The 20946-nt window shown below is 71.2% G+C and carries 17 protein-coding genes and 1 riboswitch; of the genes, 5 read left to right on the forward strand and 12 right to left on the reverse strand.

The genetic code is table 11. From position 1 onward, the window contains the following. Positions 1-39 precede the first annotated feature (39 nt). The 8 genes from ACFU74_RS17030 to ACFU74_RS17065 form a co-directional block, all read right to left on the reverse strand. Positions 40-1056, reverse strand: coding sequence for a ribonucleotide-diphosphate reductase subunit beta (locus ACFU74_RS17030; protein ID WP_380757266.1), 1017 nt, complete (start codon positions 1054-1056; stop codon positions 40-42). Then, complete coding sequence (locus tag ACFU74_RS17035; RefSeq protein WP_380757320.1) at positions 1056-3461, reverse strand: ribonucleoside-diphosphate reductase subunit alpha; 2406 nt, start codon at positions 3459-3461, stop codon at positions 1056-1058. The genes ACFU74_RS17030 and ACFU74_RS17035 overlap by 1 nt, the downstream gene beginning before the upstream one ends. Before the next feature lie 182 nt (positions 3462-3643). Then, a riboswitch (cobalamin riboswitch) is annotated at positions 3644-3799 on the reverse strand. A 69-nt stretch (positions 3800-3868) separates the two neighbouring features. Next, positions 3869-5041 carry a ricin-type beta-trefoil lectin domain protein gene (locus tag ACFU74_RS17040; RefSeq protein ID WP_380757268.1) on the reverse strand — a complete coding sequence of 391 codons (1173 nt, stop codon included), beginning with the start codon at positions 5039-5041 and terminating at the stop codon, positions 3869-3871. Positions 5042-5215: 174 nt separating this feature from the next. Beyond that, positions 5216-6604 carry a glycoside hydrolase family 26 protein gene (locus tag ACFU74_RS17045; RefSeq protein ID WP_380757270.1) on the reverse strand — a complete coding sequence of 463 codons (1389 nt, stop codon included), beginning with the start codon at positions 6602-6604 and terminating at the stop codon, positions 5216-5218. Continuing rightward, complete coding sequence (locus tag ACFU74_RS17050) at positions 6604-8574, reverse strand: glycosyltransferase family 2 protein (protein WP_380757272.1); 1971 nt, start codon at positions 8572-8574, stop codon at positions 6604-6606. Before ACFU74_RS17050 ends, ACFU74_RS17045 begins: the two co-directional genes overlap by 1 nt. Positions 8575-8772: 198 nt before the next feature. Then, positions 8773-9801 (reverse strand): DUF2510 domain-containing protein, encoded by a 1029-nt coding sequence (locus tag ACFU74_RS17055; protein ID WP_380757274.1) that lies wholly within the window; start codon positions 9799-9801, stop codon positions 8773-8775. A 54-nt stretch (positions 9802-9855) separates the two neighbouring features. Beyond that, complete coding sequence (locus ACFU74_RS17060; protein ID WP_380757276.1) at positions 9856-10395, reverse strand: GNAT family N-acetyltransferase; 540 nt, start codon at positions 10393-10395, stop codon at positions 9856-9858. Next, a complete protein-coding gene (locus ACFU74_RS17065; protein WP_380757278.1) occupies positions 10338-10694 on the reverse strand; it encodes a hypothetical protein in 357 nt (118 codons plus the stop codon). The genes ACFU74_RS17060 and ACFU74_RS17065 overlap by 58 nt, the downstream gene beginning before the upstream one ends. Before the next feature lie 93 nt (positions 10695-10787). On the opposite strand from ACFU74_RS17065, the gene ACFU74_RS17070 reads away from it, so the two are divergent. Then, on the forward strand, positions 10788-11759 hold the full coding sequence (locus ACFU74_RS17070) for a helix-turn-helix domain-containing protein (protein ID WP_380757280.1): 972 nt from the start codon (positions 10788-10790) through the stop codon (positions 11757-11759). Between the two features lie 22 nt (positions 11760-11781). On the opposite strand, the gene ACFU74_RS17075 is transcribed toward ACFU74_RS17070, so the two are convergent. The 4 genes from ACFU74_RS17075 to ACFU74_RS17090 all read right to left on the reverse strand — a co-directional run bounded on the left by ACFU74_RS17075 (position 11782) and on the right by ACFU74_RS17090 (position 15740). Next, positions 11782-12597, reverse strand: a complete 816-nt coding sequence (locus ACFU74_RS17075) for a histidine phosphatase family protein (protein WP_380757283.1) — start codon at positions 12595-12597, stop codon at positions 11782-11784. Between the two features lie 168 nt (positions 12598-12765). After that, the gene (mctP, locus tag ACFU74_RS17080; RefSeq protein WP_380757322.1) at positions 12766-14316 is read right to left on the reverse strand and encodes a monocarboxylate uptake permease MctP; all 1551 of its coding nucleotides are present in this window, start codon (positions 14314-14316) and stop codon (positions 12766-12768) included. A 59-nt stretch (positions 14317-14375) separates the two neighbouring features. Next, entirely contained in the window at positions 14376-14657 is a 282-nt protein-coding gene (locus tag ACFU74_RS17085; RefSeq protein ID WP_380757285.1) for a DUF3311 domain-containing protein, read from the reverse strand. A 291-nt stretch (positions 14658-14948) separates the two neighbouring features. After that, entirely contained in the window at positions 14949-15740 is a 792-nt protein-coding gene (locus ACFU74_RS17090) for a GntR family transcriptional regulator (protein WP_380757287.1), read from the reverse strand. 339 nt (positions 15741-16079) lie between these two features. On the opposite strand from ACFU74_RS17090, the gene ACFU74_RS17095 reads away from it, so the two are divergent. The 4 genes from ACFU74_RS17095 (at position 16080) to ACFU74_RS17110 (ending at position 20866) form a co-directional block, all read left to right on the forward strand. Further along, positions 16080-17366, forward strand: coding sequence for an extracellular solute-binding protein (locus ACFU74_RS17095; protein ID WP_380757290.1), 1287 nt, complete (start codon positions 16080-16082; stop codon positions 17364-17366). Positions 17367-17456: 90 nt separating this feature from the next. After that, positions 17457-18482, forward strand: a complete 1026-nt coding sequence (locus ACFU74_RS17100) for a carbohydrate ABC transporter permease (protein WP_380757292.1) — start codon at positions 17457-17459, stop codon at positions 18480-18482. Next, positions 18479-19306, forward strand: a complete 828-nt coding sequence (locus ACFU74_RS17105) for a carbohydrate ABC transporter permease (RefSeq protein ID WP_380757294.1) — start codon at positions 18479-18481, stop codon at positions 19304-19306. Before ACFU74_RS17100 ends, ACFU74_RS17105 begins: the two co-directional genes overlap by 4 nt. 6 nt (positions 19307-19312) lie before the next feature. Continuing rightward, complete coding sequence (locus ACFU74_RS17110) at positions 19313-20866, forward strand: glycoside hydrolase family 3 protein (protein WP_380757296.1); 1554 nt, start codon at positions 19313-19315, stop codon at positions 20864-20866. The last annotated feature ends 80 nt before the right edge of the window (positions 20867-20946 follow it).

A 20946-nucleotide genomic window follows, 5' to 3' on the forward strand; every position in this document is an offset into this window, starting at 1 on the left:
GCCATGCCGCGCGGGGCACCTCTTTGTCTTCTTCTATCTCTAGAAGTCGTCGTCGAAGGAGACCGAGCCCTCGACGGCGACCTGGTAGGCCGACACGCGGCGCTCGAAGAAGTTGGTCAGCTCCTGGACGTTCTGCAGCTCCATGAAGCCGAACGGGTTCGTCGAGCCGTAGCGGATCGGGAGGCCGAGGCGGGCGAGGCGCTGGTCGGCCACGGCCTGGAGGTACTCGCGCATCGACTCGGTGTTCATGCCGGGCAGGCCGTCACCGCAGAGGTCGCGGGCGAACTGGAGCTCGGCCTCGACGGCCTCCTCCAGCATCTCCGTGACCTGCTTGGCCATCTCGTCGTCGAAGAGGTCGGGCTCCTCCTCGCGGACGGTGTCGACCACCGACATGGCGAAGTCCATGTGCATGGACTCGTCGCGGAACACCCAGTTGGTGCCGGTCGCCAGGCCGTGCAGCAGGCCCCGGCTGCGGAACCAGTACACGTACGCGAACGCACCGTAGAAGAACAGGCCCTCGACGCACGCCGCGAAGCAGATCAGGTTGATGAGGAACGCGCGGCGGTCCTCCTTGGTCTGCAGCGAGTCGATGTGGTCGACCGCGTTCATGTACTTGAAGCAGAACTGGGCCTTCTGGTGGATGGAGGGGATGTTCTCCACCGCGGCGAAGGCCGCGTTGCGGTCCTCCGGGTCCGGAAGGTAGGTGTCCAGCAGCGTCAGATAGAACTGGACGTGCACGGCCTCCTCGAACAGCTGACGGCTCAGGTAGAGCCGCGCCTCCGGGGAGTTGATGTGCTTGTAGAGGCTCAGCACCACGTTGTTCGCGACGATCGAGTCGCCGGTCGCGAAGAACGCGACCAGCCGGCCGATCATGTGACGCTCGCCCTCGCTCAGCTTCGCCAGGTCGGCGACGTCCGAGTGCAGGTCCACCTCCTCCACCGTCCAGGTGTTCTTGATGGCGTCGCGGTACCGGTCGTAGAACGACGGGTAGCGCATCGGGCGCAGCGTCAGCTCGAAGCCGGGGTCGAGCAGCATCTTGCGGTCGTCGTCGGACATTACTGGCAGGCCTCGCAGGACTCGGGGTTCTCCAGGGAGCAGGCCAGCGCGGCCTCTTCCTCGGGGGTGAGGGTGGGCGCGTTCACGGGCACCGGCGCGGCGGCGCGGGCGGTGCCGGACGCGGCCTGGGCGATCCGGGTGGCCGGGCGCGAGCGCAGGTAGTAGGTGGTCTTCAGGCCGACCTTCCACGCGTAGGCGTACATCGAGCTGAGCTTGCCGATGGTCGGCGCGGCCATGAACAGGTTCAGCGACTGGCTCTGGTCGATGTACGGCATGCGGGCCGCGGCCAGGTCGATCAGCGCGCGCTGCGGCAGCTCCCACGCCGTGCGGTACAGCGAGCGGATCTCGGCGGGCAGCCAGCCGAGGTCCTGCACCGAGCCGTTGGCGTCGCGCAGCGCGTCGCGGGTCTGCTGGTCCCAGACGCCCAGTTCCTTGAGGTCGCGCACCAGGTAGGGGTTGACCTGGAGGAACTCGCCGGAGAGGGTCTCGCGCTTGAACAGGTTGGACACCTGCGGCTCGATGCACTCGTACACGCCGGCGATGGACGCGATGGTCGCGGTCGGCGCGATGGCGAGCAGCAGCGAGTTGCGCAGGCCGGTCCCGGCGATCCGGGTGCGCAGGGCGGCCCAGCGGTCGGCCCACTCGGGAGCGGCGGAACCGAAGTGGTCGATGTGCAGCTCGCCGCGGGCGGCGCGGGTCTCGCCGTAGGCCTCGTGGCGGCCCAGCTGCTCGGCCAGGTCGGCGGAGCGCTCGTAGGCGGTGAGCATGATGCGCTCGGCGATCAGGGTGGAGAGCGCCTTGGCCTCGGCCGAGTCGAAGTCGATCCGCAGCTGGAAGAAGACGTCCTGGAGGCCCATCACGCCGAGGCCCACCGGCCGCCAGCGCGAGTTGGAGGCGCCGGCCTCGGGGGTCGGGTAGAAGTTGATGTCCACCACGCGGTCGAGGAAGGTGACGGCCGTGCGCACGGTGGCGTCCAGGCGCTCCCAGTCCATCGCGTTCAGCAGGTCGCCGGCCGACGCGCCCTCGGCCACGTGGGCGCCGAGGTTGACCGAGCCGAGGTTGCAGACGGCGGTCTCGGAGTCGTCGGTGACCTCCAGGATCTCCGTGCAGAGGTTGGAGGAGTGCACCGTGCGGCCGGGCAGCGCGGTCTGGTTGGCGGCGCGGTTGGAGGCGTCCTTGAAGGTCATCCAGCCGTTGCCGGTCTGCGCCAGGGTGCGCATCATCCGGGCGTAGAGGGTCTGCGCGGGGATGGTGCGCACGGCCTTGCCGGCCAGCTCGGCCTTCAGGTAGGCCTCGTCGAACTCCTCGCCCCACAGGTCGACCAGCTCGGGGACGTCGGCGGGGGAGAACAGCGACCAGTCGGCGTTGGCGTTGACCCGGCGCATGAACTCGTCCGGGATCCAGTGCGCCAGGTTGAGGTTGTGGGTGCGGCGCGCCTCCTCACCGGTGTTGTCGCGCAGCTCCAGGAACTCCTCGATGTCCGCGTGCCAGGTCTCCAGGTAGACGCAGGCCGCGCCCTTGCGGCGGCCGCCCTGGTTGACGGCGGCGACCGAGGAGTCGAGGGTGCGCAGGAACGGCACGATGCCGTTGGACTTGCCGTTGGTGCCGCGGATCAGCGAGCCGCGCGAGCGGATCCGGGAGTAGGACAGGCCGATGCCGCCGGCGTGCTTGGACAGCCGGGCGATCTGCGCGTAGCGGGAGTAGATCGAGTCCAGGTTGTCCAGCGGGGAGTCCAGCAGGTAGCAGCTGGACATCTGGGGGTGCCGGGTGCCGGAGTTGAAGAGGGTCGGCGAGGAGGTCAGGTACTCCAGCCGGCTCATCAGGCGGTACAGCTCGGCGACCTCGGCGACCGACTGCTCGGTGTCGCCGACCGCCAGGCCACAGGCGACGCGGAGCAGGAAGTACTGCGGGGTCTCGACGACCTTGCGGGTGATCGGGTGGCGCAGCAGGTACCGGGACTGCACGGTGCGCAGGCCGAAGTACTCGAAGCGGTCGTCGCCGCTCAGGTCGACCAGGGCGTCGAGGGCGGCGGTGTGCTTGGCGACGAAGTCGGCGGTGGTGTCGCCGATCAGGCCCTCGGCGTGGCCGACCGCGATCGAGGTGGAGAACGAGACCACGCCCTGGCTCGCCGCCTCGTCCACGATCTCCAGCGCGAGCAGGCGGGCCGCGAGCTTGGAGTACTGCGGGTCCTCGGCGATCATCGACGCGGCGGCGTCGACGGCCAGCCCGCGCAGCTCGGCGAAGTCCGAGCCGGCGTGGCGGCCGCGGAGCGCGGCGGCGGCGACATGGCCGGGGTCGACCTGGGGGAGGTCGGCGCTGCGGTCGGTCAGGAGGCGCAGGAGCGCACCGCCGGGGTCGGAGACCGTCGGGTCGGCGGGGGCGGAGCTGGAACCCTGGGCGGGCAGGGTGGCTGAGGCAGCGGTGGTCAAGGCGCTCTCTCCTGGCGGCGGTCGGCGGCGTGGCTCGGGGTACCGGACCGTTCGGGGCAGGGGAGCTCGCCGCGCGGCCCGGAGGCGTCGCGCGCGTGTCGTCCCCGGCCCGCCCGCGAGGCCCGGATGGTGGTGCTGGTGCCATGGCCCCTGCGGGGAGGCGTCGGCACGCCGTCGGCAGGTACTCGGACTCGCGGAGCCCCTCGGGGAGGCGGCCGCACACCGCTGCGGGGCAGTCCCGGACTCGCACCGGGTTCCCCTGCGTCGACAGCAGGAGTGAGCATACATCTAGTGCCGTCTGTCAGACGAAGCCCCAGATGTAGTGTCGCGAGGCTTCGTGTCGGCGGTCGGGTGCGATAGGCTGCCGGGGTTTCCAGCGGCCGTCAGACGGGCGCGTGCCACTCCTGGGCGGCGCGTGTGGCGCACAGCCGCATCCGCACCTGCTGGGAGCCCGTTCCGGTGCCGGTGGGGCCGGTGGCGGGGTTCTCCACGCACTTTCCGGTGCCCTCGTTCCGTAGCTGCCCGGTGTCGGTGGCATGCCAGCGCTGGTCGGGCCGGTGGGTGCAGCCGGTCAGGACCGGGAAGCCAATGGCCGGGTCCTCCAGGCAGCGTCCGGTCTGGCCGATGGAGCCGTCCTCGCCCGTGCTCCAGGTCTGGGCCGGGGATCCGTCGCAGGTGGCGACGCCCACCAGGGCCGGATCGCCGGCCACCCGGCTGTCCAGGCAGTAGCCGGGCACTGCGGAGGTGATCGCACCGCCGGGGCGACCTGCGGCGACGTCGAAGGAGAACGCGTCGGTGCTGAGGCCCGTGCCGCCCTCCCAGATCTCGAAGCCGGCCTGGACGGCGCACAGGTAGGAGCCGGCCGGGACGTAGCCGCGCTGGACCGCGTCGTGGGTGAAGGCGCGCAGGTCGAGATCGGTGACGACGTTGGTGGCGGAGACCGACTCGTAGGTGATCAGGGTGTGGCTGCTCTTCTTCGGCGCCTCGTACACCCGGTAGGAGTGGCCGCCGGTACGCAGCTCGCCGGACCGCTTGCCGAACGGCGAGGTGCCGTTGCCGCGCAGCCAGATCATCACCTCGGCGCTCTCGGTGAAGGAGCAGCTGCCCTGGACGGTGCTGTACCAGAGGTCGTAGGAGGCGTTCCAGATGCCGCCGTCGACCTGGGTGGTGCGCCAACTGCTGGTGGCGTACCGCAGGTTGTCGACGGCGACGGGCAGTGGGCTGACGCCGTCGCCGCCGAGGGGGGTGCTGATGTGCGGGTAGGCGCCGGGGCCGCGGTCCGGGTCGGTGAGATTGCCGCGGGCGACCGCGCTGCGGGTGACGGTGAAGACGGCGCTGTCGGCGCTGCCACGGATGCACAGGCCGCCCCCGGCGTTCCACTCGTTGGGGTTGATGATGTAGCGCCCGGAGTCCACCGGCTGCGAGGGGTAGCGGTTCTGCGCGGTGGAGCACAGTTCGCCGGGCTCGGCAGAGGCCAGCGGCGGCGGGGTTTCGGCGGCGGGGGCGGGGGCCGGGGCGCTCTTGCGCGGGATCAGCACAGCGCACAGGCAGAGCATCAGTAGGGTGGTCGGCGCGAGCCACCACCAGGCACGCGTCCGGGGGCGCCGGAGTGCGGGCGGGTTCGGGCGGGCCATGATGTCTCGCCTCCCAACGGGTACTGGTGTTCGGTGTGTGCCGGTGGTCGCCTCCGGCGTCGTCGCGAGTGGGGCGTGTCCGCCGTTCGGCCGAGGCTATCCGGCGTTGGCCGACGGACTGGTCCGCGGCTTGGTGGCGGTCGGCTTCCTCGTGGGAGTGCTTGAGCCGGACGGCCGGGGAGTGGTCGGGGCGGACGGCTTCGCGCTCGGCGTTGGCGAGGCGCTGGGGGAGGTGGCTGGGGCCGGGGAAGCGGGCGGCGGGGCGGGCGGCGGCACGGCGGTCAGCAGCGGCTGGGAGCGGACGGTCCACTGCCCGGCGTACCGGGGTGCGGCAACGCCGGCAGCGTACGCTGCGCCGGCGGCCTCGGACGCGGTGACCCGCCAGTCGACCTCCTTGACGGCCTCGTACCAGATCAGGCCGATGATGTCGGGGTGCGCGGGTAGCTGTGCGAACATCTCGGTGATCCAGCGGGCTTTCTGGCCGGAGCTGTCGGTGGCGGCGGTTTCGGTGATCACCAGGGGCTTCTGGCTGAACATGCGCAGCTTCTTCAGCGTCGGCTCGAAGATCTGGTCGAACGAGGCGTACTTCTCCATGCCGATGGTGCCGTAGTAGCCGGACAGGCCGATCCAGTCGACGTAGTCGTCACCGGGGTAGAGCGACTCCAGCGGGGTGGCGTTCTCGTAGTCGAGGTTCGGGCTCCAGACCCAGACCACCTTGTCCGCGCCGGCCTGACGGAAGAGGTCGTGGACGTGCTTCCAGGCCTGCGCGTACTCGCCGCGGTGGTTGCCGTTGGACTGCTCCGCCCACGGGTACCAGTAGCCGTTCATCTCGTGGGCGAAGCGCAGTGCGATCGGGTAGCCGAGGCCCTTGACGCCCTCCGCCCACTGCTTGATGTACGTGTCGAACTCGCCGCCGATGATGCGGCGCAGCGCGTAGTCGGGCTGCTCGCCGCGGAGCTTGTCGACCTTTGACTCCTTGCGGAAGTCCCACGGCTCCCAGGCCACCATCGGCATGATTCCGCGTTCGGCCACGCTGTCGAAGATCCGGCGGTCGAACTGCTTGTCCCACCAGCCGACGGAGAACTCCAGCACACTCGGCCGGCGTTTCACCGCGGCGGTGAACTCGTCGACCGGACCGAAGTCATAGGGCCCGGCCTTGGTCATGATGCCCATGAACGCGTCGCCGGGCGCCGGGAACTGCGCCGGTGCGGCCGTCTCCGCCGGGGCCGGTTCGGCGCTCGGCCCGTCGCCCGCCGGTGCCGTGGAGGAGGGGGCGGACGGGGCGGCGGGGGCGGCGGTCGGGGCCGGCTGCTCGGCCAGCGCGGCGACCAGCCAGGGCGGCATCGCGGTCGGCGCGGCGCCGGCGAAGACGTAAGGCTCGGGCTCGTGGCGGGCGTTGTACTTCGGCGCGAGCACGAAGGTGTAGCCGACCATCAGCGCCAGCGCGAGCAGGCCGATGATCCGGGGCACGGTGATCCGCAGCATCAGCGACCGCCCTTCCGGCCGCCGCTGGCCGGGGCCGGCTCCAGCAAGTCCGCCAGTTCGTGTGCGGGGGGGCCGGCCATCCCGCTGGTCCGCTCCTTGCCGTCGCCGGTGCCGGAATCGTCCGGGGCGGTGTCCCGGCGGCGTTGGCGGGGCAGCACAGCGGTGGCCCTGCGTTCGGCCCGCGCGATCCGGCGCGCGCTGACGAAGGAGATGACCGGCGGGGCGATGCCGGTGAACATGCTGAGGCCGGCCCAGAAGCGGAGCAGCCAGATGTCGTGGTGCAGGGTGAAGCTGGCGCCGAGCAGCCCGGCCGCGACGGCGGCCCAGAGCAGATGCAGCCGGAAGGTCGACAGCCGCTCGGCGCTGCGAAGGTCGCCCTTGGCGGTCACGGCGTAGGCGAGTGGGCGTCGCAGCAGTGCGGCGACCGCTGCCGCGACGTACACCGGCCCGGCGAACAGGGCCAGACCCATGCCGGCCATGCCGATCTCGCGCCGCTCGTGGGCGGCCAGGTTGAAGCGCCGCAGCCAGAGCCAGAGCAGGAACCAGCTGCCCATGCTGGCGCCCCACAGTGAGGTCCAGAGCACGGTGTCGAGCTTGATCGAGGTGATCCCGCAGGCCAGGTAGACAGCGGTGGCGAGGCTGCCCAGCACCGTGGTCGCGGCCACACTCGGGTAGTAGAACTGCACCAGCCCGTACAGCACCCGCTGGCGCGGCCGCAGCTTGATGCCCTTGCGCAGCCGCGTTCTGAGCAGGATCTCCCAGATGCCGAAGGCCCAGCGCTTCTGCTGGTTGAAGTAGTCGGTCCAGGAGGTCGGACCCTCGCCGACGGCGAGCACGTCCGGGGTGTAGACACCCTTCCAGCGGCGGCCGGTGGCCGGGTTCTCGGTGGCCTGCACCCGCATGCTGGTCAGGTGGTCCTCGATGATCGAGTCCTGGTAACCGCCGATCTGCTGCCAGGCGGTGGGCCGGTAGAGGTGGTTGGTGCCGATCAGCAGCGGCGCGTCCATGCCGTTGCCGCCGCGCTCCACGAGGCCGGAGAAGAGGTACTGCTGCACGGAGGCGCCGTGCGCGACCCAGTTGTCGTACATGTTGCCGTACACCTGCGGGGCGACGACAAAGGCGGTGTCGGGGTCGCGGAAGTAGCCGAGGGTCCGCTCCAGGAAGCACGGCAGCGGCACGTGGTCCGGGTCCATCTGCGCCACCACGTCGTACTTGTGCTCGTGCTCTGCACGCCAGGAGTTGTGGTTGCCGGACTTCGTCTTGGCCCGGAACTCGCCCTCGGCCTGGTTGTACTCGGGTCGGCCCTTGCGGCTGAAGTGGTGCACGCCGAGCCGGGCAGCCATCGCCTTGACCCGGTCGTCATCGCCCTCGTCGAGGATCCAGACGTCGACCTCGCCGTCGTACTCGATCTCCAGCATGGCCGCCAGGGTCCGCTCGACGATCTCGATCGGCTCCTTGGCCGGCACGATCGTGGTCAGCACCGCGACCTTCAGGCCGCTCGGCGCGGTGACCGGGAGGGGGTCCTTGGCGCGGAACGCGAAGACCCAGACGGCCAGGTTCTGGACGAGGCGCACCACCTCGACGGCGATCACGGCGCAGAAGCAGATCCGGGCGACGTTGATCCGCCAGTCGGGAGACCAGCCGACGCCCGGACCGGGTATGTGCGAGGGCAGCAGCAGCCAGCCGACGAACGCCAGTCCGGCCGCCGCGTTGAGGGCGACAAGCAGCGTCAGAACGAACTTGACGCCGGGTGAGGCGACGGTGCGGTAGCGGACGGCTTCGACGCCTTCGCCGTCCTCCAGGGGCCCGGTGGTCTCGGCGCAGGCCAGGTAGGCGCGCCGGGCCGAGGCGTTGCGGGACTGGCTGCGGGTGGCGCGCCGCTCGTGCGGGGCCTCCGGGAGGACCCTGCTGTGCCGTCCGCGGCCACGCCGGGCGTCAGCGTGCGTCGTCCGTTCGTCGGTGGCGTCCACCAGCCCGATCCCCCGTAGTGTGCCGTCTCGCTCGCCGCAGGGCGGCCGTCCTCTTGCCCCCGGTGCCTGCCACCGCCGGGCGCCCGCCTTGCGGGCGACAGGCCCGATGGCCGCTAGTGAGCATACGGGGCACTCTTGGTGACGGGACGTCGGGGGTTGGACTGATCGCCGGAGGGTGTTCGTCCGGTTGTTCCCCGATCAGGGGGTGATCTTCACCGAGTTCGCGATCTGGTCCATCAAGGCCAGTGCCGGGGCCTCGGCGGCCTGGTCCAGGCAGATCTGCAGGACCGGCACGGTGGTGGCGCCGGCTGCCGGGGTCACCTGCAGGACGCCGCAGTAGGAGTCGGGCGTCGACGAGCCGCTGGTCATCGGCACGTGCCAGAGTGCCAGATAGCCGTCCATGCCCTGGATCTTGATGGCGGACTGCTTCAGCGGCTCCGGTGGCGCGGGCGGCTCGGCGCCGTACCGGGCGGTGTACAGCAGTTGGCCCATGCCCAGGACCATGGACTTCGGGTCGGCCCAGCCGCCGTTGAGGACCCGGAGGTTCTGGACGACCAGGCCGCGGGTGCAGGCGCCGTTGCCGTGGCCGACGCAGGCGTACGGGGAGACCGCGTAGCGTACGTCGGCGGGGTTCTTGGGGTCGGTCTGGACCTGCCAGTCGGTCGGCAGCATGAAGTTCATCTTCGAGTCCTGGCCGGTCACCTGCTTCCCGCCGGCGAGCGGCTGACCGCCGGTCAGGGCGGTGCCCATGAAGCCGTTCGGACTCTTCGGGTCGGCGGTGGCCGACGGGCCGGGGGAGGCGCCGGCCTTCGGGGAGTCGGTGCTCCCCGCGCCGCGGTGGCCGACGAAGTAGCCGACACCGGCCATGACCACCGAGAGCACCACGGCGCCGACGCCTATCAGGACGCGGCGGCGGGTGGTGTTGGGTTCGACGGTCTCGAAGACGACGGAGGTCGGCGTGAAAGGCCGCTGGGCCGCGGACGGTCCGACCGGGGTTGCGGGCGCGGTCGTCGTGGGCGCCGCAGTGATGAAGGGGGCGGGGCCGAAGGTGCCCGCCGCACCCTGCTCCGGGGTTGCGCCCGAGGCGCCGCTCGTCGCTGCGGCGGTGTCGGCTGCGGGCCTGGGGCGGGTGCGGCCCGCCCATGCGGCGCCGTCCCACCAACGCTCCACATTGGGCTGGCCGGAAGGGTCGTCGTACCAGCCGGCCGGCGTGTTCCCCGTCGTCATGCGGCGGATCCTAGCAGCAGCCCGAATGCGGTCGTCGTGTCCGGTGGCGGAACGTCACCTGAGCGATGTGGAAGGAGTTTCCGAAAGGGCGGACGAAGGTCGGAAGGCCAGGCTGTAGACCATCAGGTCGACGCCCGGGACCGGCGACCAGTCCCGCTCCGGGGCGCGGCGGAAGCCGACCCGCTCGTAGAGCCGGTGCGCGGTGGTCATCTCCTGCTGGGTGGAGAACGCCATGCCGGCCAGGCCGAGTTCGCGGCTGCGGGCGAGCGCGGCGCGCACCAGGGCCTCGCCGGCGCCCCGCCCGCGGGCGGCCGGGGCGGTGGCGAGCATCCGGATCTCGCCCTCCTCGGGGGTGGCGACGTCCGACCAGCGGGTGCCGCCGACCGCGAAGGTGACGCAGCCGAGGACCGTCCCGTCGGCCGCGTCCACCGCGACCAGGAGTTCGGCCTCGGCGGCCCGGGTGGCCGCGTCGCGCAGCCGCTGCGCGTACGGGCCCTCGGGCGAGGTGAATCCGCCGCCGACGAAGGCCTCGACGGTTATGCGGCCGGCTTCCTCGAACTCCTCGGCGCGGGCCGGGCGGATGACGATGTCCATCCGGTCAGTGTGCCGGAGTCCCGCGGCACGGCGCCGAGCGGGGTGCGGGCCTCCGTTCCGAGGGTGAGCAGGGCGGTGGTGGCGGGGTCGGCGGACGGGCGGAGCGAGGCGGCGGGCATGGTGCCGTAGAGCCGGTCGGGCAGCGCGGGGTCCGCGGGGTAGCCGCCCGGACGGTGCCAGTTGTCACGTCCGGTGGCCTTCTGCCGCGCCACGTCGCGTCCGATCAGTCCGCCGAGCAGGCCGAAGCCGCCGACGGCCCCGAGCAGGGCGAGTGCGCTGGCGAGCGTGTCGGAATCCATGGCTCCACTCTCCCGGCGGCGCAGGGCCGGGGCGAGTGGCAGGAATGCCCGATGCCATCGAAAAACTGCCAGTGGGCGGGCTACCCTGGCGGCATGCTGAAGAACGTCGTGGCCGTCGTCATGGAGGACATCCACCCCTTCGAACTCGGCGTCGCCTGCGAGGTGTTCGGTCTCGACCGGAGCGAGGACGGGCTGCCCGCCTACGACTTCGCGATCGCCGGCGCCCGCCCGGGCCCGCACCGCACCCACGCCGGCTTCGCCATCGACGTCCCGCACGGCCCCGAACGGCTCGCCGCCGCCGACCTGGTGGTGGTCACCGCCGCCTCGCCGCGCGGCGACTACCCGGAGCCGCTGCTGGAGGCGCTGCGGGCGGCCGTCGAGGGCGGCGCCCGGGCGCTGTCCATCTGCAGCGGTGCCTTCGTGCTCGGCGCCGCCGGCCTGCTGGACGGCCGCCGGGCCACCACGCACTGGCGGTACACCACCGACCTGGCCGCCCGCCATCCGAGGACCACCGTCGAGCCGGACGTCCTCTACGTGGACGACGACCCGGTGATCACCTCCGCCGGCACGGCGGCCGGCATCGACGCCTGCCTGCACCTGGTGCGCAAGGTGCAGGGCCCCGAGGTGGCCCGGGGGATCGCCCGCCGGATGGTGGTGGCGCCGCACCGGGAGGGCGGGCAGGCCCAGTTCGTGCACCGGCCGCTTCCGGAGGACGACGGCGCGACGCTCGCCCCGCTGCTCGACTGGATGCGCCACCACCTGGACGAGGAGTCGACCGTCGAGCAGCTGGCCGCCCGGGTCCACATGTCGCCGCGCACCTTCGCCCGGCGCTTCCACCAGGAGACCGGCACCACCCCGCACCGCTGGCTGACCGGGCAGCGGCTGCTGCTCGCCCAGCGGCTGCTGGAGTCGACCACCGAGCCGGTGGACGCCATCGCCGCCCGCTGCGGCTTCGGCAACGCGGCCACCCTGCGCCACCACTTCGGCCGCCGGCTGGGCACCACGCCGCTGGCCTACCGCCGCTGCTTCGCCGAGCCCGCCGCCCCGGCCGCCGCCCGGCTCTGAGCCCCGGGCCCCGGGCGCGCGCTCAGCCCGCGTCCTCCAGGTGCCCGGTCTGGTTCCAGCGGTCCGGCCGCAGCCGGCCGCCCTCGGCCCGCCAGACGCTGGCGGAGCAGTTGCGCACCGGCTCCAGCGCGGTCAGCTGCTCCTCGGTGAGCCGGTCCAGCACGTACCGGAGCATGAGCACCGTGCAGTCGTGCGCGACCACCAGCACCGGCCGCCCGGCCTCCTCCGCGCAGATGTCGCGCAGCACGCTGCGCACCCGCAGCGCCACGTCGGCCCAGGACTCGCCGCCGGGCGGGCGGTAGTACAGCTCGCCCATCTTCCGCCGCCGGGCCGCCTCCCCGGGGTGCCCGGTCTCGATCGCGGCCTTGGTCAGCATCTCCAGGATGCCGAGCTCGCGGTCGCGCAGCCGCTCGTCGTAGCGGACGGCGAGCGAGACCGGGACGGCGCCGAGGCCGGCGGCCTGGGCGAGCGCGATCCGGGCGGTCTCGGCGGTGCGCACGTAGGGCGAGCACCAGACGCTGCGCGGCCGGTCGGCGCTGGGCAGGGCGGCCCACCAGCGGCCGAGCGCGTGGGCCTGCTGCCGGCCGTGCAGGGAGAGCGGGATGTCCGCGTCCCGGCTGGTGATCGGGACGGTGAGCGCGCCGGCCGCCTCGGCGAGCTGGAACTCGACGTTGGCGGTGGACTCGCCGTGGCGGGTGGCGATCAGCACCGAGGGGACGGGTGGCGGCCCGGCGGCCGTGGTGGCCGCGACGGCGCCGGCGGTCCGGTGCGGGACGGCCGGCCGGTGCCGTCCGTCGGTGTGGTGCTGGCCGTTGAGGGTGGTGCCGAGTTCTGCCATCTGCCGCCGCTCCCCGTGGGTCGTTCAGTTGCCGGCCGGTTGCCGGTCCGGTCTGGTTGGTGCCCTGAGTGTGGTGCCCCATGCACGCGGCTGTTCATACATATGATCGCGCCGCCCCCTCCAGTGTTGACGGAGGAGACGGCGCGACCACAGGGCGCGCAGGGCGTATCAGTGCGCTGCCACGGGCTCCGGCGCGTTCTGCGGCTCCTCGTCGCCGCCCTCGGCGCCGTAGTCGCCCGGCCGGGTCTCGTCCGGCCCGTCCGGCGCCTTCACGGCGCGCAGGACCAGGGTGAGCGCCACCGAGACCAGCAGGTTGAGGACGAAGGCGGTGAGCCCGATGTAGCCGATCTCGCCGATCCCGGGGATCTCGGCGGCGTTCCCGCCGAAGTGCCTGGTCTTGGGGCTGGCGATCCCGTAGGCCACCCAGGTGCCGTAGACCATGCCGGCCGCCCAGCCGGCGAGCAGCGCCCAGTGGTGGAACCAGCGGGTGAACAGGCCGCCGACGATCGCGACGAAGGTCTGCAGGATCCACAGGCCGCCGAGCAGCTGGAGGTTGATCGCCGCCTGCTTGTCCATGCCGAGCACGAAGACCAGCGCGCCCACCTTGACCAGCAGCGACACCAGCTTGGCCACCCGGGTCTCGTCCGCCGGGGTGGCGGCGGGCCGCAGGTACTCCTTGTAGACGTTGCGGGTGAACAGGTTCGCCGCCGCGATGGACATGATCGCCGCCGGGACCAGCGCGCCGATGCCGATCGCCGCGAAGGCGACGCCGGTGAACCAGTCGGGGAACATGTTCTCGAACAGCTGCGGCACCGAGAGCTGGGTGTTGAAGTCCTTGTCGCCCTTGCCGATCCCGGCCGCGATCGCCATGAAGCCGAGCAGCGCCAGCAGCCCCAGCATCAGCGAGTACGCGGGCATGATCGCCATGTTCCGGCGCACCGTGTTGCGGGACCTGCTCGCGAGTACGCCGGTCACCGAGTGCGGGTAGAGGAAGAGCGCCATCGCCGAGCCGAGCGCCAGCGTGGCGTACGTCCACTGCTTGTTCTCCGGCAGGGTGAGCGAGCCGCCGGACCTGGGGGCGCCGAACCGCTCGCCGACCGCGTCGAAGATGTGGCCGTAGCCGCCGAGCCGGATCGGGATGTAGATCACCGCGACGATGATCACCACGTAGACCAGGGTGTCCTTGACGAAGGCGATCAGCGCCGGTGCGCGCAGCCCCGAGGAGTAGGTGTACGCGGCGAGCACGCCGAAGGCGATGAACAGCGGCAGGTCCTTGACGAACCAGTTGGCGCTGTCGCCGCCGCCGACGCCCAGCACGTCCAGCACCGCCTGGATGCCGACCAGCTGGAGCGCGATGTACGGCATGGTGGCGAGGATCCCGGTGAGCGCGACCACCAGCGACAGCGGCCGGGAGCCGTAGCGCCCGCGCACGAAGTCGGCCGGGGTGACGTAGCCGTGCACCCGGGAGACCGACCAGAGCCGGGGGAGGAAGAGGAAGACCAGCGGGTAGGCGATGATCGTGTAGGGGACGGCGAAGAAGCCCGCGGCGCCGGTCGCGTAGACGGCGGCGGGGACGGCGACGAAGGTGTACGCGGTGTAGAGGTCGCCGCCGAGCAGGAACCAGGTGATCCAGGTCCCGAAGCTGCGCCCGCCGAGGCCCCACTCGTCGAGGTGGAGCGCGTTGTCGGCGCGCCGCCACCGGGAGGCGAGGAAGCCCATCACGGTGACCAGCAGGAAGAAGAGGACGAAGACCGTCAGCGCGGGCACGTTGACCCCGTTCACCGGGCGCCACCCGCCTTCCGCGCCCGGGCGGCCCGGCGGGCCTTCTCGTCCCGGTCGACCAGCAGGTAGGCGGCGACCGTGAAGACGGCCGAGACCGGGACCCAGAGCAGCTGGTACCAGTAGAAGAACGGGACGCCGCCCACCTCGGGGTCGGACTTGTCGTACGAGCCCACCCAGAGCATCGCGACGATCGGCACCAGCAGGGCGAGCGCGGCCAGCACCCGCTCGGGGGTGACGACCGGCGGGCCGGGGGCCGCGGGTTCGCCTGGCTCGGGCATGACAGGTTGATCGGTGAGGTCTGACGACATGGTTCGGCTCCGCTTCGGAGGGTTCACCTCGCCGGCGCCGCAACCCCCGGGAGCCGCGAGCCCCCGTTGGTCCGCCGAGCAGCACCACTGGTGATCGGCAGTCAGTACGGATGCGGAATCTAGAGCATCACGTGATCCGTGTCACCGGATCCGGGGCAGATTCCCGCCAACCGGTCGCTGCGCGCGCCGGGACGACGCAACGGGCCCCGGCGCGCGCCACTCGCACGCCGGGGCCCGGGAACGCGGATGCGCCGGGTCGGACTACTCCGGCCGCTTGAGCCGCGTGATGAACTTGTAGCGGTCGCCGCGGTAGATCGAGCGCACCCACTCGACCGGGTCGCCGTCCGGGTCGAAGGAGTGCCGGGAGAGCTGGAGCATCGGCAGGCCGAGGTCGGAGCCGAGCAGCCCGGCCTCGCGCGGGTTGGCGAGGGTGGTCTCGATGGTCTCCTCGGCCTCGGCCACGGTCACCCCGTAGACCTCGCGCAGCGCGGTGTAGAGCGAGTTGTGCTTGGCCAGGTTGCGGCGCAGGGCGGGGAACCGCTTGGCGGACAGGTGGGCCACCTCGATGGCCATCGGGTCGCCGTTGGCCAGCCGCAGGCGCTCGATCCGCAGCACCCGGCCGCCGGGCTTGATGTCCAGCAGCGGGGCCAGCCGGTCGTCGGCGGAGATGTAGCCGATCTCGATCAGCCGGGAGGTGGGCTCCAGGCCCTGGGCGCGCATGTCCTCGGTGTAGGAGGTGAGCTGGAGGGCCTGGGCCACCTTGGGCTTGGCGACGAAGGTGCCCTTGCCCTGGATGCGCTCCAGCCTGCCCTCGACGACCAGCTCCTGCAGCGCCTGCCGGACGGTGGTGCGGGAGGTGTCGAACTGCGCGGCGAGTGCCCGTTCGGGAGGTACCGGGGTGCCGGCGGGCTGGGTCTCGGTAAGCTGCAGCAGGTGGCGCTTGAGGCCGTAGTACTTCGGCACCCTGGCCGTCGGGTCCGCGCCGCCCTGGGCGGCGGGATTCCGCACCTGGGGGTCGTTGACCTGGGCCGTGCTGCCCCCGTCGCTGCTCATCGGACCTGTCTCCCGCTTCTCCCAGAGCTCTCGCGAAGCCCCACCGCATCATTAACGGCTCACATCGTTGCATGTATGGCTACGGAACGAATACCTCATCACGCGATGAACGATGTGCGGTGTCGGCTTGATAACGGGTGGTCCGGATCGGTCGAACAGCCGTTGACAGGCCCATTGGTCTAGGCCAAGCTCCAGGCATCTGGTCTACACCACTAGGCCGGTCACTATGAATCCCCCCACCCGTTCGCTGGAGCCCGCGGCACCATTCCTCCCACTTCGTGTGGGTATGCCGCCGCTGCCACCCGACGGGGGTAACCAGGCATCCCTCAGGAGGATGGCGTGAAGCGTCAGCTCATCGCGGCGGTCGGCGTCGCGGCCATGGTTGTTGGTCTCGCGGCCTGTGGCTCGGACGCCAAGAAGGAGGGCGACACCGGCTCGGCGTCCGCCGCCTCGGGCAAGAAGGACTACAACGGCAAGACGCTCAAGGTCTGGCTCATGAGCGGCTCGGCCCCCAAGGGCTGGACCGACTCGGTGAAGTCCGAGTTCGAGACGGCCCACCCCGGCTCCAAGGTCGAGTTCCAGGAGCAGCAGTGGGACGGCATCGGCCAGAAGATCACCGCGGCGCTCTCCGAGGGCTCGGTCGACGTCGTCGAGGTCGGTAACACCCAGACCGCGGGCTACGCGGCCTCGGGCGGCCTGCTCGACATCACCAAGGACAAGTCGTACCTGGGCGGCGACGACTGGGCGAAGAACCAGAACGAGGCCGCCATCCTCGACGGCAAGCAGTACGCCGCGCCGTGGTGGGTCTCCAACCGCGTGGTCGCCTACAACAAGGACCTGTGGAAGGCCGCCGGCATCGCCGAGACGCCGAAGACCCTCGACGAGTTCTACGCGGACCTCGAGAAGCTGAAGGCCACCCCGGGCGTCGAGGACGCGCTCTACATGCCGGGCCAGGAGTGGTACGTCTACTTCGGCCTGCTCGCCACCGAGGGCGGCAACCTGGCGAAGAAGGAAGGCGACAAGTGGGTCGGCGGCCTGTCGTCGCCCGAGGCGCAGAGGGCCTTCGAGACCTACAAGACGCTGCAGAGCCACTCCAAGGCCCCGAAGGACAAGGACGAGGCGACCCCGCAGCAGAAGGACGTCTTCGCCAAGGGCAACGTCGGCACCATGATCGGCCTCGGCTGGGAGCTGCCGAAGGAGGAGGAGCTGTCGGCCAGCAAGATCGGCTTCTTCCCGCTGCCGGGCAAGACCGCTGACAAGCCCTCCGGCGTGTTCCTCGGTGGCTCGAACCTGGCGATCGCCCAGAACAGCAAGAACACCGACATGGCCAAGGACTTCCTGAAGGTCGCCCTCAACGACAAGAACGAGGGCCTGGTCGCCGCCGCCGGCAACATCCCGAACAAGGAGTCGCTGAGCGGCCAGGTCACCGGCGACTTCGCCAAGGCCGCCGTCCCCGCCTCCAAGCAGGGTGCGATCACCCCGAACACCCCGAACTGGGCCAGCGTCGAGGACAAGCCGAACCCGATCAAGGAGTTCCTGACCGCCGCCCTCCAGGGTGGCGACTACGCGGCCACGGCCAAGAAGTACGACGACGAGATCGCGAAGCGGCTCAACCAGAAGCAGTAAGGCATCGAGCGGCGTCGCTCACCGGCTCCCGGCGGGGGGCCGGTGGGCGGCGCCCGTCCGTCGTGGTCGGGTAATGAGGAAGTGAGAACGATGGCTGTGCATTCCGAGCGGGTGCACACACAGTCTCCGGATTCAGGGAAGGCTGCTGTGGCCACTATCAAGACGAGCGCCGGTGGTGGCGGCGCCAAGGGCACCCCGAAGAGCGCCAGACCGGCGGACGGCCGGAGCTTCGGCGCCAAGGCGGCCCCGTACCTGCTGCTGCTGCCGGCCACCGTGGCGACGCTCGCCCTGCTGGGTTGGCCGCTCCTGAAGACGATCGTTCTGTCGTTCCAGAACCTCAACAGGCGCCAGCTCGTCATGCACCTGACCGAGTGGAACGGCTTCGACAACTACAAGGAGCAGCTGACCGACCCGGACTTCTGGGCGGTCACCGGGCGCACGGTCGCGTTCACCCTGGTGAACGTCGTGCTGATCATGGGCGGCGGCACCCTGGTCGGCCTGCTGCTCAACCGCCTCGGCAAGAAGATGCGCCTGGTGCTCTCGGTCGGCCTGCTGATGGCCTGGGCGATGCCGGTGGTCGCCGCGACCACCGTCTACACCTGGCTGTTCGACCAGCAGTGGGGCGTCGTCAACTGGTTCCTCGACCAGCTCGGCTGGCACTCGATGGCCAACTACAACTGGATGAGCGACCAGTACTCGACCTTCTTCGTGATCATCCTGCTGATCGTCTGGCAGTCGATCCCGTTCGTCGCCTTCAACATGTACGCGGGTCTCACCACGATCCCGAAGGAGCTGTACGAGGCCGCCCGGATGGACGGCGCCGGCGCCTTCAAGATCTTCGGCTCGGTGGTCTTCCCCAGCCTGAAGCCCTTCTTCCTGGCCACGACCTTCCTCGAGGTCATCTGGGTGTTCAAGGCCTTCACCCAGGTCTACGCGATCAACGCCGGCGGCCCCGAGAACCTGACCCGGAACCTGCCCGTGCACGCCTTCCTCGAAGGGTCGTCGGGCCAGCACTACGGCATCGGCTCCGCGATCGCCGTGCTCACCATCCTGATGCTGGTCGCGCTCATGGCGTACTACTTCCGCATCATGCTCAAGCAGGAGGACGAGCTGTGAGGCGCTCGCTCATCGGACGTACCTGGCCGAACGTCATCGCGGTCGTCCTCTTCGTCTTCTTCATCTTCCCCGTCTACTGGATGGTCGCGACGTCCTTCAAGAAGGACGGCGACATCATCAGCAAGACGCCGGTCTTCATCCCGTTCAACGGGACGCTGGACCACTACGTCACCGCGGTGCACGCCAAGGACTTCTGGACGTTCGTCGGCAACAGCTTCACCGTCACCATCGGCGCCGTCCTGGCCTCGCTGGTGATCGCGACCCTGGCCTCGTTCGCCATCGCCCGGATGAAGTTCCGCGGCCGCAAGACCTTCGTGCTGGTCGTGATGGCCGCGCAGATGGCGCCGTGGGAGGTCATGACCATCGCGGTCTACATGATCTCGCGCGACAACGAGATGCTGAACAGCCTGGTGCCGCTGACCCTCTTCTACATGATGATGGTGCTGCCCTTCACGATCTGGACGCTGCGCAGCTTCATCGCCGCGGTGCCCAAGGAGCTGGAGGAGTCGGCCATGGTGGACGGCTGCACCCGCACCCAGGCCTTCGTGAAGGTGATCTTCCCGCTGCTGGCCCCCGGTCTGATGTCGACCTCGCTGTTCGGCTTCATCACCGCGTGGAACGAGTTCCCGCTCGTCCTGATCCTGAACAAGGAGTCGGGCCAGACCCTGCCGCTGTGGCTGTCCTCCTTCAAGACCGCCTTCGGCAACGACTGGGGTGCCACCATGGCCGCGTCCACGATGTTCGCCATCCCGGTGCTGATCCTGTTCGTCTTCCTGCAGCGCAAGGCGGTCGGTGGCCTCACCGACGGCGCCGTGAAGGGCTGATCCCCCGTGAGCATCCTCGTACCCACCCTCCCGGCCTCCGACCAGCTGCACCGTGACGCGCTGACCGTCCTGCAGCCCGGCTTCGTCGGCACCGAGCCGCCGGAGTGGCTGCGCCGCCACCTGGCGGCCGGTCTGGGCTCCGTCGCGCTGTTCGACCGCAACGTGGCCGACCTCGGCCAGCTCGCCGCGCTCACCGCGGCGCTGCGGGCCGAGAACCCCGACCTGCTGATCGCCATCGACGAGGAGTCCGGCGACGTCACCCGGCTGGAGGCGGGCTCCGGCTCGTCCTGGCCCGGCAACCTCGCCCTGGGCGCCATCGACGACCCGGCGCTGACCCGCGACGTCGCCCGTGAGCTGGGCCGCGCGCTGGCCGCCGCCGGCGTCAACTACAACTGGGCGCCCACCGCGGACGTCAACTCCAACCCGCGCAACCCGGTCATCGGCGTGCGCTCCTTCGGCGCCGACCCGGAGCTGTGCGCCCGGCACACCGCCGCCTGGGTGGAGGGCCTGCAGTCGGCCGGTGTCGCGGCCTGCTCCAAGCACTTCCCGGGCCACGGCGACACCGCCGTCGACTCACACCACGGCCTGCCGGTCATCGACGTCGACCTCGACGTGCTGCGCGCCCGGGACCTGGTGCCGTTCCAGGCCGCGATCGCGGCCGACACCAAGGCCGTGATGACCGCCCACATCATGGTCCCGGCGCTCGACCCCAAGCTGCCCGCCACGCTCAGCCCGGCCGTGCTGCGCGACCTGCTGCGCGCCGCCCCCGAGGACGGCGGCCTGGGCTACCAGGGCCTGATCGTCAGCGACGCGATCGAGATGGGCGCCATCGCCGACAACTTCGGCATGGGCGAGGGCACCGTGCTGGCCCTGGTGGCCGGCGCGGACGCGATCTGCGTGGGCGGCGGGCTGGCCGACGAGGACACCGTGCTGATGCTGCGTGACGCCATCGTGGCGGCCGTGCAGTCCGGTCGGCTCCCGGAGGAGCGGCTCGCCGACGCGGCCGCCCGGGTGCGCGCGCTCGGCAGCTGGGCCCGGATCGCGGCCCAGGGCGAGCGGCCGGAGGCGGACCTCGCGGTCGGCCTGCGGGCGGCCCGCCGGGCGCTGCGGGTGGTCCGCGCGCCGGGCCGGGAGGTCCTGCCGGTGACCGAGCGCCCGTACGTGGCCTCGTTCTCCGCCGAGCCGAACATCGCCGTCGGCGACGTCACCCCGTGGGGCGTGGCCGGCATGCTGGCCGACCGCTTCCCGGGCACCCGGACCCGCGAGGTCGGCGCCGAGGCCGCCGAGGCCGGGGCGCTGGACGCGCTGGTCGCCGAGGTGCTGGCCGACGCTGCCGACCGCCGCCTGGTGCTGGTGGTCCGCGACGCCCACCGCCACGAGTGGATGACGGCCGCGCTGTCCCGCCTGGTGGCGGCGCGCCCGGACGCCGCGGTGGTCGAGATGGGCCTGCCGCAGTCCGAGCCGGTCGGCGCCCTGTACGTCGCCACCCACGGCGCCGCCCGGGTCTGCGGGCTGGCGGCCGTCGAGGTGCTCACCGGCCAGTCGGGGGCGATCGGCTGAGTCCGCGTCGGAACGTCACGCCGGGTGCCGGGAGGCACCCGGCCAACGGGCCCGTCATGCGCATGTCGCATGGCGGGCCC

It is taken from the genome of Kitasatospora sp. NPDC057500, from assembly GCF_042802195.1.
Lineage (GTDB): Bacteria > Actinomycetota > Actinomycetes > Streptomycetales > Streptomycetaceae > Kitasatospora.